Origin of the sequence: Bacillus sp. ME78 (assembly GCF_903970865.1) — a bacterium.
Lineage (GTDB): Bacteria > Bacillota > Bacilli > Bacillales > Bacillaceae_G > Bacillus_A > Bacillus_A cereus.
This window is the reverse complement of record NZ_CAJCKK010000014.1, coordinates 124,636-140,688: the sequence shown is the minus strand read 5'-3', so window position 1 is coordinate 140,688 and position 16,053 is coordinate 124,636. Positions and strand designations below refer to the sequence as shown.

Below are 16,053 nucleotides of genomic sequence, written 5' to 3'. Positions count from 1 at the left end.
AACACCAGATCCAGAAAAGCCTGGAACACCAGATCCGGAGAAACCTGGAACACCAGATCCAGAAAAACCTGGAACACCAGATCCAGAAAAGCCTGGAACACCAGATCCAGAAAAGCCTGGAACACCGAATCCAGAAAAGCCTGGAACACCAGATCCAGAGATACCTGGAACACCGAATCCAGAAAAGCCTGGAACACCAGATCCAGAGATACCTGGAACACCGAATCCAGAAAAGCCTGAAAAAGAATTACCGAAGACAGGGCAGAAAATGCCTGTGGAACCATATATGGGAGCACTTCTTGTAATGATGAGTTTTGGGTTACTCGTATTAGGTAGAAAACAGCAGAGATAATAAAGGTGAAAAGGTATCCTCAAAGTATTTGAGGATACCTTTTTTAGCATAAAAAAAGCATCTAGCAAAAGAACTAGATGCAAATAAAAACACATGGGAAGACAAAATTCTTCCCGTTTCCCGTATGTAATTATATCAAAAAAATTATAAAAAACTAGCTATATTTAAAATATAATTTTAAAAAAAGTTATATACATAAATAATTGCAATACTCGCAGTTTTATCTTCCTGAAAAAGTTATTTCTTTAGTTCCGAATATTAAGACTAATGTTGATAAATCTTCAGATAATTAGAAATAATGTCCAAAAGGATATATAATATTGCTTAAGAAATAGTTTTAATGGATTACATATATTTCATTTGGTGTATTAATTGAATATCATAATTTTTAATTTTATTAAGCAAGAATCTCGGTTACTTATTGCATTTCTAACATAGGGTGAGAAAGAAAAATACAATAGTGTGGAGGTTTTTATAATGACGTTTGTTCTTAGTAAAATGAGTGGCTTTAGCATAGAAGAAAAGGTACATGAATTTGAATCTAAAGGGTTTCTTGAAATCTCAAATGAAATCTTTTTACAAGAGGAAGAGAATCATCGCTTATTAACACAAGCACAGTTAGATTATTATAATTTGGAAGATGATGCGTACGGTGAATGCCGTGCTAGATCTTATTCAAGGTATATAAAGTATGTTGATTCACCAGATTATATTTTAGATAATAGTAATGATTACTTCCAATCTAAAGAATATAACTATGATGATGGCGGGAAAGTTAGACAGTTTAATAGCATAAATGATAGCTTTTTATGTAATCCTTTAATTCAAAATATGGTGCGTTTCGATACTGAATTTGCATTTAAAACAAATATAATAGATACAAGTAAAGACTTAATTATAGGTTTACATCAAGTAAGATATAAAGCTACTAAAGAAAGACCATCTTTTAGTTCACCTATTTGGTTACATAAAGATGATGAACCAGTAGTGTTTTTACACCTTATGAATTTAAGTAATACAGCTATTGGTGGAGATAATTTAATAGCTAATTCTCCTCGGGAAATTAATCAGTTTATAAGTTTGAAGGAGCCGTTAGAAACTTTAGTATTTGGACAAAAGGTCTTCCATGCCGTAACGCCACTTGGAACAGAATGTAGTACGGAGGCTTTTCGTGATATTTTATTAGTAACATTTTCTTATAAGGAGACAAAATGAGAGAGAATAAAATAATTATGATTTCTGGAGCCAATAGCGGTATAGGTCATGCTTGTATAAAATACTTTTTAGAAAAATCATTTCATGTAATAGCTCTTGATATTAATAATAATAACTTAATAGATTATATGAAAACAGATATGCCTTTGAAAGTAGTGCAAATTGATTTAAGTAATAGCGAAGCGATTCATAATCTTTTTACTCAATTAGATTTAGAAAAGCTTTCTCCTGATATATTAATAAATGCAGCTGGTATTCGAGAGATAACACCTGTTTTACATTTATCCGATGATATGTTTAAAAAAGTAATTGATGTAAATTTAGTAGCCCCATTTATCCTTTCTAGGGAAGTAGCTAAGCGATGGTGTGAATCGAAAATAAAAGGTTGTATTGTGAATATAGCATCGGTTTCTGGATTAATGGCTGAACCAGAGCGAGCTGCTTATGTGGCATCAAAGCATGCCTTAATCGGATTGACTAAACAGATGGCTATGGAATTTGGGAAGCAAAATATAAGAGTAAATAGCATTTCTCCCGGTGTTATTAGAACTGAACTTACAGAAGAATACTTTAGTAATAAAGCCTTGATGTCTATGATAAAAAGTAATCAATCTTTAGATACTTGGGGATTGCCGCAGGATATTGTTTCATGTATTGAGTACTTGATTTCTGATCAGGCCCGCTTTATTACTGGTTCTAATTTTGTAATTGATGGTGGTTGGACTGCAGGGAAAAATTTGTAATTGAGTGTTTTTGAGGAAAAGCACCTGTCCTTTTTTAGGCTGGTGTTTTTCTCACTATAAACCGAGTTTTTATTGGAGGGGGATTAATTTGCTTCAAAAAAGTTTTAAGCAAGAGAAAACGGTACCGGCCTTAAAGATGATAGCATCAATGGTTATCTTTGGATCAGTTGGATTTTTTTCTGTTCAAACAAACTTACCTTCGTTTGAATTAGTGTTTGTAAGGTGTATTTTTGCGACAATATTTTTAAGTGTATGTTGGTTGCTTACAGGGCAATATAAACAAGATAAATGGGAACGAAAAGAAGTTATTCAAGTTTTAATATGTGGTTTTTTCTTAGTATTTAATTGGGTTTTCTTATTTAAAGCCTTTGAAAATATGTCAGTTACAATTGCTATCTCAGTTTATCATCTTGCACCAGTAATTGTACTGTTAATTGGAAGTATCGTCTTTAAAGAAAAATTAACATTAATATCTATCATTTCAATAATTGTGTGTTTTGTGGGAGCTTTATTAATTGCTGGTATCGATGGAAGCTTCTCTTTCGGTTCATTAATGTCTTCAGGTATGATATGGGGATTTCTTGCAGCTCTCTTTTATGCATTTACAACTTTATTTGGTAAAGGGATTAACAAAATGAGTGCGTATGCAATGACATTTTTACAAACATTCTTGGGGATATTTCTTTTAATACCATTTATAGATTTAGATGCTTTTAGTGGCCTCACTCAAAGTAATTGGACATATATTATAGCTACTGGTTTTATTCACACAGGGATAGTGTATTATCTGTTTTTTGATAGTTTACGCCATTTATCTACAAAAACAATCTCAATATTAGTTTTTTTAGATCCGGCAGTGGCAATATTATTAGATACTGTACTTACTGGATTCCGTCCAACTTTAATGCAAATAACAGGAATTCTTTTTATTTTTATTGGCATGACTTTAACATTAAAAAAATCTAAAGATAAAAAACTGAGCCAAAAAGAAAAGCGAATTGAAAGCGATGCTAGTATATCTCAACAATAATGAAATATATTGTGTATAAAACGATAAACCTTGCATGAATCATGCAGGGTTTATTTGGTTCAATATAATTCATATTTATAATATGTAATTTTAAAAACTGAGGTATGTTTTTTAACATGCTTTTGATTCAACTATTTTTATTTGACTATAAATTTACAAAATTGTATATAAAACCTTATTTTTTGATAATATATAAGTAATAAATTCATAGAATTGGAGTGATGAGATGCAGCCGTTAGAAAGGGAGATTCATTCTAATATGCTGAAAGTGTGGAGGATTCACGCTTTAATTGGGGCGGCAGTTATACTAACAGTCGTAATTGCGTATTTCTTTTTTATGATTAACTTTAACTGGTGGGGCTGGTTGTTTGGACTATTAGTAACAGGAGCCATTATATTTATTCCACTTGATTATTTTGTGTTTCCAAATTTACGTCAGCGCTATTATAGTTACAGATTAAATGAAGAAGAGATTGAGATTCAAAAGGGAATGTTCGTTGTAAAACGCGTACTTATTCCGATGATCCGTGTGCAGCACGTAACGATTGAGCAAGGTCCGATTATGAGAAAGTATAATTTAGCAGAATTACACATTTCAACAGCCGCAACGTCTCATAGTATTCCAGGTTTAACGAAAGAAGAAGCAGAACAGCTGAAAAGACAAATTGGAGAACTTGCGAAAGTGAGTGATGAGGATGTATAAGAGGCAACATCCGATCACGATATTGTTAGGTATTAGGGTTGCGAGTTTGTTGCCTTTTATTTTGCTTGTTCTATTTCGCTCAGATGGTGAAGTGGAACCTTGGTATTTATTTCATCTTGTTCTCTTGGCCTTATTATTTATTATGGCTATTTTCTCAGCTATAAAATGGTATTTCAAGGTGTATTGGGTTGAAAATAATATTTTACATATAAAGCATGGTGTGTTTGTTAAGAAAGAAAGCTACTTAAATAAAGAACGTGTGCAAAATGTTAGTACATCTTCTAACATCATTTATCAAATACTTGGACTTACAAAATTAAATATAGAAGTTGCAGGCGGCGGTAGTGAGCCAGAAGTGATGTTAGCTGGTATTAAAGAAGATGAAGCGAAGGGACTAATTGCTTTATTACATAAAGAAAGAAGCGTTGTGGCTGAAGAGGTGCCTGCGGGAGAAGGTAGTAAGACAGTTTATCAGTTAACAGCGAAAGAAATTTTATTCGCATCTATTACATCTGGTAGATTTGGATTAGTGTTTTCTATGTTAGTAATCCTTTACACAGAGTTTAATCAATTTCTACCAGAATGGCTCATCAATAAAGTGGAAGCGTATGTGATGGATAACGGTGTATATGAATTAATCGTTATGGCCGCAATTTTAATGGCAATTTCTTGGATTATTTCAACAGCGGGCTATGCGTTAAAATATGCAAACTTTAAAATTGAGCGAAACGGAAATGAAATTCGAATCGTACAAGGGTTATTTGATAAGAAAGAGTTTGTGTTAAAATTACACCGCATTCAAGCAATTACTGTGAAAGAAGGAATACTTCGCCAGCCTATCGGGTATTGTTCTGTCGAAGTAGAAGTCATTCAAAGTATAGAATCCGCTGGGAATGAAGTGATGCTACATCCTTTTATGAAGAAAAAAAATGTGCAGCAGTTACTCGCATATTTACAGTTGCCGTATGAAATGGAGGAGGAAATCGTTCATTTACCGAAAGCGGCATTGCGCCGTTACATCATCATGGGCTGGATTACAAGTGCTGTGCTCGCTGTGCCAATTGCCGGTGCAAGTATATATTTTAAACAGCATATTGCATTGTTCACTCTTATCCCGCTATGTATCGCATTTACAATACTCGCATACGCTCGTTATACTAGCGGCGGTTATATGATGAAAGAAAACCAATTAACAATGGTATACAGAGGTCTTGCGAAATATACAGGAATCATGCGTAGAAGACATGTTCAAGCAGTGGGGTACAATCAATCGTATTTTCAAAAGAAAGACGAGTTATGTACAGCTGTCGTATCGGTAGCGGGGCATCGTTATAAAGTGAAGCACATGCGAAAAGAGGACACACTTCGTATATATAATTGGTACAAAGAAAAAGGAAACACCGGTGTGTAATGGTGTTTCCTTTTTGTTATTAAATGGATATCTTTAGTCGAATCGTTGATATATTTCAAGATGTGATAGATATATTCGAAAAATCGTTAATATAATTTCACGTACTGTTAGTGTTGTATTACTTTTTAATTAAACTAACACATCAAAAGTAGTCACAAAAGAAGGACGAGAGAAAATACTCTTTTGCTGTTCCGCATGTGGATGCGTTGGAGCTTGTCCTTCTGCTTGTGTGGGACGTTTTTTATGAGCATTTTCGAATGAACGTGATTTTGTCCAGTCTTTAAAGTTTTGCTCTGTTTCCCACATCGTTAAGATGACATATGTATCGTTACTTAATGGGCGTAAAACACGGATCGCTTGGAATCCTGGTTCGTTTTCAATAAGGCCTGCGCGGTTTTTAAAGCGGTTTTCAAATACTGGGCGACCTTCGTCTGTGACAGAAATGTTGTTACAAACGATATAGCCAGGTTGTCCTTTAAATTCGCCGACAGCATCTAGTACGTCATACTGAAGTGAGCCTTCTACAGATTCTTCTGTATTTTCTTTATAAAACATATTTTTTTCATCATTTTTTGCAGTGAAATGTGATTGTTCTAGAGGTGTTTCGTATGAAATAATCGCCTTCATTTTAATGCCCCCTTAATAGTTTGTTTCTATTATATCAACTCTCTTAAAAAACTTCGAAGATTATATACATAAAGATACTTCTTTTTCAAATAATAAATGTACCATCATTTGGAAAGAAGGACGATGTATGAAGAAAGTAAAGTGGACTTTATTAGGCGGCGTCGCAACGTTTGTAGTAGCAATTGTACTCTATAAACTTATCGTGTTAGCTGGTGGCTATATGATGGATGAAAAGCAGCTCGTTTTCCACTCTTCATCACGTATTGTTGACCAGAAAGGAAAAGAAATTACGAAATTATACGTAGAAAATAGGGAACTCGTACCAGTCGAGCAAATTCCGAAGTATGTGCAGCAAGCGTTTGTTGCGGTGGAAGATTCTCGTTTTTATGAGCATCAAGGAATTGATTATCCGTCTATATTCCGTGCTCTGTATAAAGATACGTTAGCTAGAGAAAAGGTAGAGGGCGGTAGTACTATTACGCAGCAACTCGCTAAAAATGTCTTTTTAACTCGTGAAAAAACATTTACGCGCAAATTGAAGGAAGTCGCAATTTCTCTTCAATTAGAGCAAAAATATACGAAGCAACAAATTCTTGAAATGTATATGAATCATATTTATTTTGGTCATGGGGCTTACGGTATTCAAGCGGCAGCAAAGTTGTATTTTAATAAAAATGTTGAGGATTTAACAGTAGAGGAAGGGGCAATGCTTGCAGGCCTTCCGAAGTCACCAAACGGATATTCACCGTACTACTCTGCAGAGAAGAGTAAGGAACGCCGCGATCTAGTGTTGTCACTTATGCATAAACAAGGCTATTTGACTGCAGAAGAAAGCGTTCGTTATCAAGGGAAGACAATTGCTCTATATAAAAATTTAGATGAGAATGAGCTTGCATATATGCCGTATATTGATATGGTCATAGATGAAGCCGCTCGTTTATACGGATTGTCTCATCAAGAAGTACTTCGCGGAGGATATACGTTTGTCGTACCTATGGATGAAAAGATTCAAAAGGTAGCATATAACCAGTTTCAAGATGCAAGGAATTTTCCTGGGAAAGAAGAAGGGGCGCAAGGTGCGTTCTTATTAATGGATAATCGTACGGGAGGGATTAAAGCGGCGATTGGGGGAAGAAAGTACGTCCCGAGAGGATTTAATCGTGTTTTTGCCAAAAGGCAGCCCGGATCTGTTTTAAAACCACTTATCGTTTATGCACCAGCACTAGAAACGAAAAAGTATAATCCGTATTCTTTATTAACAAATGAAAGAAATTCTTTTGAAGGGTATGAACCTCGAAATTATAATCATGAGTATTCAAAAGAAATGACGATGTATGATGCGATTTTAGAGTCGGCAAACGTACCAGCAGTTTCTTTATTAAATGAGTTAGGGGTAGAAGAAGGAAAGCAGTATTTAGAAAAAGGAAATGTCCATATTGCAGATGCTGGTTTAAGTACAGCGCTTGGCGGATTGAAAAATGGCGTTTCAACATTTGATCTTGTAAAAATGTATCGTTCATTTTTAGCAAATGGAAATATTATCGAGCCACACGTTATTGATAAAGTATTAAATAGACACGGTGCAGTCATTGGGGAATCTCCAAAAGTAGAGACGAAAATCTTCTCGAAGCAGACAGCATGGTATATGACGAAAATGTTAGAAGGAGTTGTGAAGGAAGGAACAGCGAGAGTTGGTGTATATAACGGTGCGTTAGCTGGGAAAACAGGTACAACTTCATTGCCAAATGACGATAAGGGAGCAAGAGATATGTGGTTCGTCGGCTATACACCGAACTTAGTAGGCGCTGTTTGGATTGGTTATGACCGCACGGATAAGGAGCATCAGTTGCAAGGAGAAAGTGCATCTGCGACAAAATTATTTAAGAAAATTTTAACGAAGGCTAATGTAGAGCATAAAGAGAAGTTTATGAAGCCTGAAGGTGTGGAAACAATCGGTGCTCCGATTCGGCTGCGAAGAATTGAAGATGTAAAAATGAAACTATCATTTAGCCCTTTCGGTTTATTTAAAGCAAAATTAAGCTGGACGCCACTTCCAGATAACAGAATTATGTACCGAATCTATAGAGTGGAGAATGGAATTCATACGCATGTTAGCACTGTAAACGGTGCTGGAGAATATGAGGAAAAGTTCGTTAACATATTTTCAAAACCGAGCTTTTACGTTGTACCATATAATACACAAACGAATCGCGAAGGAGAAAAGTCAAAAGTAGCTAAACCATAGTTTTTCTCTGTGTTATAATAAGAATGTTGTGAAAATAGTAAGCGTTTTTAAGAATGTTTGTGTCAATTTAATGAACAACGTACATAATATTATGCATTTTGTTTTTACAAGCTGTATAGTAAAAAAAGATAAATATCGAACGTATTCGAAGCATTGGTAAGGAAGGGAGCAAGGGTCTTGGTAAGAACTATAAATGAGACATTTTTAAAAGCATGTAGGGGGGAACGTACCGATTATGTACCAGCATGGTATATGCGTCAAGCAGGTCGTTCACAGCCGGAATATAGAAAGATTAAAGAAAAGTATTCTTTATTTGAAATTACACACAATCCAGAGTTATGTGCTTACGTTACAAAATTGCCGGTTGATCAATATAACGTAGATGCAGCAATTCTTTATAAAGATATTATGTCACCACTCCCTGCAATTGGTGTGGACGTAGAAATTAAATCAGGTATTGGCCCAGTTATCGATAATCCAATCCGTTCTTTACAAGACGTAGAAAAACTAGGGGAAATCAATCCAGAAGATGACGTACCGTACATACTAGATACAATTCGTTTATTAACGACAGAAATGTTAGACGTACCGTTAATCGGTTTTTCAGGAGCTCCATTTACATTAGCGAGCTATATGATTGAAGGCGGTCCATCTCGTAACTACCATAATACGAAAGCGTTCATGTATGCAGAGCCAAAAGCTTGGTTCGCTTTAATGGATAAACTAGCAGATATGGTTATTACATATTTAAAAGCGCAAATTAAAGCAGGAGCAAAAGCAGTTCAAATTTTCGATTCTTGGGTTGGAACAGTAAATGTAGCAGATTATCGCGTATTTATTAAACCAGCAATGGAGCGTATTTTTGCAGAAGTTCGTAAGATGGGTGTACCGATGATTATGCACGGCGTAGGAGCTGCACACTTAGTGAATGAGTGGCACGACTTACCGCTTGATGTAGTCGGCTTAGACTGGCGTTTACCGATTGAAGAAGCACGTGCACGTGGCGTTCATAAGGCGGTACAAGGTAATATGGACCCTTCATTCTTACTTGCACCATGGTCTGTTATTGAAGAACATGTAAAAGGTATTTTAGATCAAGGGATGAAACAGCCGGGTTATATCTTTAACTTAGGTCACGGTGTATTCCCAGAAGTAAATCCGGATACATTAAAACGTTTAACTACATTTATTCATGAATACTCTAAAGGGCAGTTAGCGAAGTAAAGGAGAATTGCTGTATGAAAAAGAAAATTGGTTTGCTTGTAATGGCATACGGAACGCCATATAAAGAAGAAGATATTGAACGTTACTATACACATATTCGCAGAGGAAGAAAGCCAAGTCCTGAAATGCTGGAAGATTTAACAGAGCGTTACCGTGCAATTGGTGGTATTTCTCCTTTAGCTACTATTACATTAGAGCAAGCTAAGAAGTTAGAGAAGCGTTTAAATGAAGTACAAGATGAAGTAGAGTACCATATGTATCTTGGCTTAAAACATATTGAACCGTTTATTGAAGATGCGGTGAAAGATATGCATAACGACGGAATACAAGATGCAATCGCACTTGTTCTTGCACCTCACTATTCTACGTTTAGCGTGAAATCATACGTTGGACGAGCACAAGAAGAAGCTGAGAAACTTGGAAACTTAACAATTCATGGCATTGATAGCTGGTATAAAGAGCCGAAATTCATCCAGTACTGGGTCGATGCAGTGAAGGGTATATATAACGGTATGTCAGATGCAGAGCGTGAAAAAGCAGTATTAATCGTATCTGCACATAGCTTACCAGAGAAAATTATTGCAATGGGCGATCCATATCCAGATCAATTAAATGAAACAGCGGACTATATCGCGCGCGGAGCTGAAGTAGCAAACTATGCAGTAGGCTGGCAAAGTGCAGGAAACACACCAGATCCTTGGATTGGTCCAGATGTACAAGATTTAACGAGAGAACTAAATGAAAAGCACGGTTATACTTCATTCGTATATGCACCAGTTGGATTTGTTGCGGAACATTTAGAAGTTTTATATGACAACGACTTTGAGTGTAAAGTTGTAACGGATGAAATTGGTGCGAAATATTATCGTCCAGAAATGCCAAATGCATCGGACGCATTTATTGACTCTTTAACAGATGTTGTATTAAAGAAAAAAGAATCTGTACTGTAAGAAGAAAGGGGGAGCCTGCTTGAGGAAAAAAGTTGTGATCGTCGGCGGAGGCATCACTGGATTAACAGCAATGTATAACTTACAAAAAAATATTCATGAAAAAAACTTGCCGATTGATACATTACTTATAGAAGCATCGGGTAAACTTGGCGGAAAAATTCAAACCGTTCGAAAAGATGGATTTACAATTGAGCGCGGACCGGATTCTTTCTTAGCACGAAAAGAAAGTGCAGCTAGATTAGTGAAAGAATTAGGTCTCGGCGATGAAGTTGTAAATAATCAAGCCGGTCAATCATTTATCCTCGTAAACAATCGGTTACATAAAATGCCGAATGGATCAATGATGGGAATTCCAACGCAAATTACGCCGTTTCTATTTTCCGGGCTGTTCTCCCCAATTGGTAAACTAAGAGCTGGCTTTGATTTATTAATGCCGAGGTCAAAGCCAGTATCTGACCAATCACTCGGACAATTTTTCAGACATCGTCTTGGAAATGAAGTGGTTGAAAACTTAATAGAACCGTTACTATCGGGTATTTATGCAGGGGATATTGATGAAATGAGCTTAATGTCAACATTCCCGCAAATGTATCAAATTGAGCAGAAACATCGCAGTATTTCACTCGGTATGCGTACGCTCGCTCCGAAAGAAGAGAAAGCTGAACCGAAAAAGGGAATGTTCCAAACAGTGAAAACAGGTTTAGAATCTATCGTAAAATCTCTCGAAGCAAAGATGCATGAAGGTACGATAATAAAGGGAACTCGCATTGAAAAAATTGCAAAACAGGGTGATGGTTATACGATTACTCTTAGTAACGGAAAAGAAATAGAAGCGGACGCCATCGTAGTGGCAACTTCGCATAAAGTATTGCCGTCCATGTTTGCTCAGTACAAGCAGTTTCGTTTCTTCCGTAATATTCCATCCACATCCGTTGCCAATGTCGCACTTGCTTTCCAAAAGTCCGCAATCCAGCGCGATATTAATGGTACAGGATTTGTCGTATCACGAAATAGCGATTACACGATTACAGCATGTACGTGGACGCATAAAAAATGGCCACATACAACGCCAGAAGGAAAAACACTCCTTCGCTGTTACGTTGGACGTGCTGGTGATGAAGCGGTTGTAGAACAAACTGAAGAAGAGCTCGTTCAGCTCGTACTAGAAGATTTAAGAAAGACGATGGATATTACAGAGGATCCAGAGTTTACAATCGTAAGCCGCTGGAAAGAAGCGATGCCTCAATATACAGTAGGCCATAACGAGCGAATGAAAAAGCTCACAACATTTATGGAGAAAGAGTTGCCTGGTATATACTTGGCAGGTAGCTCCTATGCTGGTGCTGGACTTCCAGATTGTATTAATCAAGGTGAGGAAGCTTCAAAGCGTGTATTATCTCATTTGGAGAAAGTAATAGATGCTGAATTAATCGCACAATAAATTATAAGAAACGCCTTCAATCATATTGAAGGCGTTTCGTTTATTATATAAAATACTTATTCGCCAATAAACATATATAAGGTATTTGGCTTTATAACAGCATCTCCTGCATAAATAACCCACTCTGTTAAGTTATCAAAATCTAAATGATAACTATTTCCTTCACTCATATCTTCTATAAAATATGGTTCATTAATGAGTATTCCTTGAATGAAATCTTCCGTAATGTTTTGCATTTCAAACCACATATGTTCACTTTTTCCTTCTTCGTAGGAGACACCAAACTTAGCAAGGAAACGAAAATCTTCATTTGATTGTTCAATGTGAAAAATGTTGCTGAAATACCCGAAAGTATTTTTCGCATTGTAAGCCATACGATCGGTTTCACTATTTGTTTTATAGAACATGAGCCCTGTAGCTTCCTCGTGTTCTTTGAAAAAACTTTCAATATATTCTTCTGAAGTATTAAATTTGAATAAGAGAACGGATGGAGATTGATGGTATTCATCTCGGGCATCCATTCCGCCTAAGAATGTATTTTGTGCATCTATTGGTTGTAGTTTCACTTCTTCATCCTCGATTGAAGATAATTGGTCCATACTCGTTTTATGCCCTATATAAGATAATCCTTTTTCCCACGGAACAGCGACTGTATGTATAGAACCTTGCTGACTATGCGCGATAACGATAGGCTCATTCATAGGGACTTGTCCATTCTCAACGGAATTATTAGCAAATGTTTGAAAGAGATCACCAATGCCGTAGTAGGAAGAAATGCGATTTGGAATAATTAACTCTATTTCAGTTACGCCTGCTCTTAAAAGACCATGTGTATGAAACCAATATTGCGTAGGCTCACCGTCTTTATCGTCTTCATAAACAGAATGAATAACGTACAAGTCAGGAATGTCAGGTAATAATTCATTTTCAACGTGATATTCAATATAGCTTCTAGATATCACTTTCATTGCTGCACTTGAATCGATTACAAATAACAAATCTGGGGCGAGATTCCATAAAAACTGTAACTGCTGGAAAAAGCAGTCCAGTACATCGCCTACAAATAGCGTACGAGTGAAAATTTCAGTGCCGAAAGCCGCATCTTCAAAATTACGATCTACAATTGTAGAATCTTGTCTATTGTACATTTTATATTCTTCTGGGTCGTTCGCCTCATCAATATGCAGTTCATACGGTATGACTGTTTCACCCATATGTAATTCAACAATAAGGCTTGTCTCATCACTATAAACAATTTTTAACTCATCAACTTTAGTAGCGATAGTTTCTAGTCGTTGTTTTAACTGCTCAATTGTAATTCTAGTTGGTATAACAGCAATCATATCTGAAAAATGACGTTCTAATGTTCCATTCATAGCTGCGCGGTATGTTTCTGTTTGCACTTCCATTCAATCACTCCTATTCAAATGAATCCATTTTACATCCCAATCAAATGTCAATATTTTCTGTTTTCTTTCTCTAACATTATAGAGTGCATTTGTAGAAGGTGTAAAATTATTATTTTGTATTATAGTTTGAAAGCTTGTAAATTAAATAAATCTTTTGTAAAATTTGTCGAAAAATAGTTCTATATAACGAATCATTTGTTATGATAGAAATGCTGAGAAAATATGAAATAGAGAGAGGAAAATGGCTGTGAAGAAATTGTTAAGTGTCTTTTTATCATTCTTGCTATTGCTTTCATTTACTGGAACTTTAGCGCAAGCAGAAGAAACTGCTTCTATGTCAGTAGAAAAAGCAATTCAAGTATTTAAGCAGCAAGGGAAAACGAAGGGGATTGTGGAAGGCTATATTGTCGGATATACGCAAAGTTCTTCTAAATATACGAAGGATCCAGCTAAGTTTGATGATACAAACGTAGCAATTGCAGATTCGCCAAACGAAACGAATCCAGACAAAATCATGCCCGTTCAGTTGCCAAAAGGTGATGTGAGAACGGCAGTGAATGTAAAAGATCACCCTGAAAATATCGGGAAGAAAGTTAGTTTGACTGGGACTCTTGAATTATATTTTAGTAACCCAGGTCTAAAATCAGTAACAGCTTATAAGTTTCAAGGTGAAGGACAAAACCGTGTTAGCGACGTAGTAGCTTCACCGAACGGCGGAGAAATTGCTAAAGGAACAGCGGTAACATTAACGACGAATACAGAAGGGGCAACAATCTACTATACGTTAGATGGCTCTAATCCTACTAATAAAAGTGTTCGTTATAATGGACAAATTGTAATGAATGAAAATAGTGTAGTGAAAGCAATCGCGGAAAAAGAAGGGCTTACTTCTTCAGCAATTTCGACATTTTCATTTATTATCGTAAATAATGAACAGGTTCGTATTCATGACATTCAAGGAAAATCACATATTTCTCCTTACAACGGGAAGAAAGTAAACAATGTGGAAGGCGTTGTCACAGCGCTTGATAAAAACGGCTTTTATATAGAAGATAATCAGCCGGATAATGATCCAGCTACTTCAGAAGGTATTTACGTATATAAAAAAGATGCGAATGTAGCAGTAGGAGATCTTATTCAAGTTGATGGAGTAGTAGAAGAATATGTTGGACCAGGATATGCAGAGCGATTTGAAACAGACTTAACGACGACAGAAATTAAGGCGAGTCGCGTTGCTGTAATCGCAAAAAATCAAACTTTACCAGCACCGATTGTACTTGGAGAAAACGGTGTGAAAATCCCGGACCAGATTATTGATAATGATGCATTTGGTTTATTTGATCCAAATGAAGATGCAATCGACTTCTATGAAAGTATAGAAGGTATGCGTGTTACGATGCCAACACCAAAAATTATTACACCTCAGAAAAACGGGAATTTATATGTAACAGTAAAAAATGGTGGAGATAAAATAGTAACACAATATGGGACACCTCTATTAGATGAAAATCAATTAAACCCAGAGCGTCTTTCTGTAAAAGTACCTCGCGATTATGTAGCAAAAGTAGGAGATACTTTCACTGGAGATATAACAGGGGTAGTAGGATATGATTACGGTTCTTTCCGTATTTCGCCAATAACAGAACTGCCAGCTGTAGTGGATGGTGGATTTAAGCAAGTAGGCGCAAATATTCAGCCACGTCTTGATAAGTTAACGGTTGCTACATATAACATTGAAAACTTCTCAGCGAATAAAAAAGAAACAACAGATGAAAAGGTAAAAGCGTTAGCGTATTCTATTAAATACAACTTAAAAATGCCAGATATTATCGGTGTAGAGGAAATGCAAGATAATAACGGATCAATTAATGACGGTACGACAGATGCGTCATTAAGCGCAAAACGTATCATTGATGCAGTTCTAGAAATTCGTGGACCGAAGTATGAGTATGTAGAAATCGCTCCAAACAATAATCAAGACGGAGGAGCACCAGGAGCGAATATTCGCGTCGGCTTCTTCTATAATCCATCACGCGTGAAATTAGCGACGGTACCAAAGTTACTTGATAAAAATGTTGTTCGTATTGGAGACGAAAATCCATTATTTGAAAGTACACGTAAACCGTTAGCGGCAGAATTTACGTTCCAAGGACAAAACATTGTTGTCGTTGCAAATCACTTAAACTCAAAACTAGGAGATGCAACGCCATTTGGAAAAGTGCAGCCGCTCGTATTAAAAAGTGAAGACAAACGAATTCAGTTAGCACAAGAAGTAAATCATTTCGTGCAAGGAATTCAGAAAAAGAATACGAATGCACCAGTTGTCGTGTTAGGTGATATGAACGATTTCGAGTTCTCTAAACCACTAAAAGCACTAGAGGGAACAATCTTAAAAGATATGTTAAACACAGTGCCGAAAGAGAATCGTTACACTTACATTCACGAAGGAAATGCACAAGTGTTAGATCATATTTTAGTAACAAACAACATCGCATCGCACACAATTGTAGATCCAGTGCACTTAAACTCAAACATAATGAAAGAGCACGGACGTGTAAGCGACCATGACCCAGTACTTGCTCAAATTGATTTGAAGAAAGCTTCTTAAAGAAAGGAACGCTTAGGTGACTAAGCGTTCTTTTTTTTTCATTGTTATAGAATAGTATAAAGAGATGATTCCTTTTTTTGTAATCTAATGATAAA

At 36.2% G+C, this 16,053-nt stretch carries 13 protein-coding genes; 11 read left to right on the top strand and 2 right to left on the bottom strand.

The features are described 5' to 3' along the window. The 6 genes from H6481_RS16940 to H6481_RS16915 form a co-directional block, all read left to right on the top strand. Window positions 1–352, top strand: a 352-nt coding sequence (locus H6481_RS16940) for an LPXTG cell wall anchor domain-containing protein (protein WP_182812445.1), incomplete at its 5' end; no start/stop codon positions are given. 477 nt (window positions 353–829) lie between these two features. Beyond that, window positions 830–1,567, top strand: coding sequence for a 2OG-Fe dioxygenase family protein (locus H6481_RS16935; protein ID WP_023521378.1), 738 nt, complete (start codon window positions 830–832; stop codon window positions 1,565–1,567). Continuing rightward, complete coding sequence (locus tag H6481_RS16930) at window positions 1,564–2,310, top strand: SDR family oxidoreductase (RefSeq protein WP_001208940.1); 747 nt, start codon at window positions 1,564–1,566, stop codon at window positions 2,308–2,310. The genes H6481_RS16935 and H6481_RS16930 overlap by 4 nt, the downstream gene beginning before the upstream one ends. Window positions 2,311–2,398: 88 nt before the next feature. Continuing rightward, window positions 2,399–3,340, top strand: coding sequence for a DMT family transporter (locus tag H6481_RS16925; RefSeq protein WP_065482472.1), 942 nt, complete (start codon window positions 2,399–2,401; stop codon window positions 3,338–3,340). Window positions 3,341–3,566: 226 nt separating this feature from the next. Continuing rightward, on the top strand, window positions 3,567–4,043 hold the full coding sequence (locus H6481_RS16920; RefSeq protein ID WP_001182719.1) for a PH domain-containing protein: 477 nt from the start codon (window positions 3,567–3,569) through the stop codon (window positions 4,041–4,043). Then, window positions 4,036–5,454 carry a PH domain-containing protein gene (locus H6481_RS16915; RefSeq protein WP_075720109.1) on the top strand — a complete coding sequence of 473 codons (1,419 nt, stop codon included), beginning with the start codon at window positions 4,036–4,038 and terminating at the stop codon, window positions 5,452–5,454. Before H6481_RS16920 ends, H6481_RS16915 begins: the two co-directional genes overlap by 8 nt. A 129-nt stretch (window positions 5,455–5,583) precedes the next feature. Here H6481_RS16915 and hmoB read toward each other — a convergent pair whose 3' ends face one another. Then, entirely contained in the window at window positions 5,584–6,081 is a 498-nt protein-coding gene (gene hmoB, locus H6481_RS16910) for a heme-degrading monooxygenase HmoB (RefSeq protein WP_182812442.1), read from the bottom strand. Between the two features lie 127 nt (window positions 6,082–6,208). Here hmoB and H6481_RS16905 point away from each other — a divergent pair, with 127 nt between their 5' ends. The 4 genes from H6481_RS16905 (at window position 6,209) to hemY (ending at window position 11,941) form a co-directional block, all read left to right on the top strand. Beyond that, the gene (locus tag H6481_RS16905; RefSeq protein WP_000756303.1) at window positions 6,209–8,326 is read left to right on the top strand and encodes a PBP1A family penicillin-binding protein; all 2,118 of its coding nucleotides are present in this window, start codon (window positions 6,209–6,211) and stop codon (window positions 8,324–8,326) included. A 177-nt stretch (window positions 8,327–8,503) separates the two neighbouring features. Further along, entirely contained in the window at window positions 8,504–9,550 is a 1,047-nt protein-coding gene (hemE, locus tag H6481_RS16900) for a uroporphyrinogen decarboxylase (RefSeq protein WP_065482486.1), read from the top strand. Between the two features lie 14 nt (window positions 9,551–9,564). Continuing rightward, a complete protein-coding gene (gene hemH / locus H6481_RS16895) occupies window positions 9,565–10,500 on the top strand; it encodes a ferrochelatase (RefSeq protein WP_182812439.1) in 936 nt (311 codons plus the stop codon). A 19-nt stretch (window positions 10,501–10,519) separates the two neighbouring features. After that, window positions 10,520–11,941 (top strand): protoporphyrinogen oxidase, encoded by a 1,422-nt coding sequence (gene hemY, locus H6481_RS16890; protein ID WP_182812436.1) that lies wholly within the window; start codon window positions 10,520–10,522, stop codon window positions 11,939–11,941. A gap of 56 nt (window positions 11,942–11,997) precedes the next feature. On the opposite strand, the gene H6481_RS16885 is transcribed toward hemY, so the two are convergent. Then, a complete protein-coding gene (locus tag H6481_RS16885) occupies window positions 11,998–13,350 on the bottom strand; it encodes a DUF4026 domain-containing protein (RefSeq protein ID WP_023521385.1) in 1,353 nt (450 codons plus the stop codon). Between the two features lie 241 nt (window positions 13,351–13,591). Between H6481_RS16885 and H6481_RS16880 the strand changes: the two genes are divergently transcribed. Beyond that, window positions 13,592–15,958, top strand: a complete 2,367-nt coding sequence (locus H6481_RS16880) for a DUF6359 domain-containing protein (RefSeq protein WP_182812433.1) — start codon at window positions 13,592–13,594, stop codon at window positions 15,956–15,958. The last annotated feature ends 95 nt before the right edge of the window (window positions 15,959–16,053 follow it).